2 protein-coding genes are annotated in these 2,080 nt (G+C 71.1%); both read right to left on the bottom strand.

The genetic code is table 11. From position 1 onward, the window contains the following. Positions 1-4 precede the first annotated feature (4 nt). Positions 5-631, bottom strand: a complete 627-nt coding sequence (locus AOK01_RS39225; RefSeq protein WP_055520310.1) for a CE1759 family FMN reductase — start codon at positions 629-631, stop codon at positions 5-7. Further along, positions 628-1,749, bottom strand: a complete 1,122-nt coding sequence (locus AOK01_RS39220; RefSeq protein ID WP_055520308.1) for an LLM class flavin-dependent oxidoreductase — start codon at positions 1,747-1,749, stop codon at positions 628-630. The genes AOK01_RS39225 and AOK01_RS39220 overlap by 4 nt, the downstream gene beginning before the upstream one ends. Positions 1,750-2,080 lie beyond the last annotated feature (331 nt).

The following is a 2,080-nucleotide window of genomic DNA, read 5'->3' as shown; positions in this document are numbered from 1 at the left end:
GCCCTCAGGCCTGCTCCGGCCGCAACGCGGCGAGCTGCTCCGCGAAGGGAACCACGTCCAAGCCCCCCACCCGAACGGGCTCGCCCCGTCCCGCCGCCGCCAAGCCGCCCGCAGGGCGAACCGTCGCGACCAGCTCCCCCGCCGCCCGCTCGATGCGTTCGGCAAGCCCCTCCGCGCCCCAGTCCTCCGACGCCGCGTAGACCCCGGTCGGCACGACCACCGCCCGCAGGTACGCGAACAGGGGCCGCAACGCGTGCTCCAGGACCAGCGAGTGCCGTGCCGATCCACCGGTCGCGGCGATCAGCACCGGCGTCCCGGACAGCGCGTCGCGGTCCAGGACGTCGAAGAACGACTTGAACAGTCCGCTGTACGAGGCGGAGAAGACCGGCGTGACGACGATCAGGCCGTCCGCCGACGCCACCGCGTCCAGCGCGGCACCGAGCAAGGGCCCGGGGAACCCGGTGGTGAGGTTGTGCGCGATCTCGACCGCGAGGTCCCGCAGCTCCACCACCTCGACCTCGGCCGGAGCCGCCGCGGGGGCGCGCCCCACGACGGCCGCCGCGAGCCGGTCGCCCAGCAGCCGCGTGGAGGACGGGACACTCAGCCCCGCCGACACGACGACGAGCTTCATGACGCGGTCACCTCCTCGCCGGCAGCGGCAGCGGCAGCGTCGGCCGTGGCAGCGGCAGCAACCCGCGCCGCGTGCGTCGGCGCCTCCGGCACCCCGGCCGGGCGCCCCTTCGCGAACTCCTCGCGCAGCACGGGCACGACCTCCTCGCCCAGCAGGTCGATCTGCTCCAGCACGGTCTTCAGCGGCAGCCCCGCGTGGTCCAGGAGAAACAACTGTCGCTGGTAGTCACCGGCGTAGTCCCGGAAGGCCAGCGTCTTCTCGATCACCTGCTCCGGCGAGCCGACCGTCAGCGGAGTCTGCTCGGTGAACTCCTCCAGGGACGGACCGTGCCCGTACACCGGCGCGTTGTCGAAGTACGGCCTGAACTCCCGCACCGCGTCCTGCGAGTTGCGCCGCATGAACACCTGCCCGCCGAGCCCGACGATCGCCTGCTCCGGCGTGCCGTGCCCGTAGTGCGCGTACCTCGACCGGTACAGCTCGACCATCTGCTTGGTGTGGTCCGCCGGCCAGAAGATGTTGTTGTGGAAGAACCCGTCACCGTAGTACGCGGCCTGCTCGGCGATCTCCGGCGAGCGGATCGAGCCGTGCCAGACGAACGGCGGTACGCCGTCCAGCGGCCGGGGCGTGGCGGTGAACGACTGCAGGGGCGTACGGAACTTGCCCTCCCAGGTCACCACGTCCTCGCGCCACAGGCGGTGGAGGAGGGCGTAGTTCTCGACGGCGAGGTTGATGCCCTGCCGGATGTCCTTGCCGAACCAGGGGTAGACCGGGCCGGTGTTGCCGCGCCCCATCATCAGGTCGACGCGCCCGTCGGCCAGGTGCTGGAGCATCGCGAAGTCCTCGGCGATCTTCACCGGGTCGTTGGTGGTGATGAGGGTGGTGGAGGTGGAGAGGATGAGGTTCTCGGTGCGGGCGGCGACCCAGCCGAGCATGGTGGTCGGCGACGACGGCACGAACGGCGGGTTGTGGTGCTCACCGGTCGCGAAGACGTCGAGCCCGACCTCCTCGGCCTTCTGCGCGATGGCGACCATGGCCTTGATCCGCTCGTGCTCGGACGGGGTCCGGCCCGTGGTGGGGTCCGGCGTGACGTCGCCGACGGTGAAGATCCCGAACTGCATGTCTGACTCATCCTCCGCAGGTTGTTTACGATTCAACTATACCCACAAACGAGCCCCCCTCCCGAACTATTCCCACCCCAGGTGCCCCGGGGACCCAAGGGGCGCGGGGAACTGCGCGACAAGCCCCCACGACCCGCACCCGAATCGATTGCGCATCCGGCCCGCATATCCTGACCGGGAAGCAATCGACCGTACGAGCGAGCGCGCGCGGCGAGCGAGTCGCCGCACCCGCCCCCTCCCGCGAGGAGCACCCCATGACCGCCGCCGCACCCACCGCACCCGCCACCGCGTCCCGTATCGCCGTCGTCACCGGCGCGAGCAGTGGAATCGG

The sequence above is a fragment of the Streptomyces aurantiacus genome, assembly GCF_001418335.1.
Classification (GTDB): Bacteria; Actinomycetota; Actinomycetes; order Streptomycetales; family Streptomycetaceae; genus Streptomyces; species Streptomyces aurantiacus.
The sequence above is the reverse complement of the archived record's forward strand: the minus strand, read 5'-3'. Positions and strand labels throughout refer to the sequence as shown.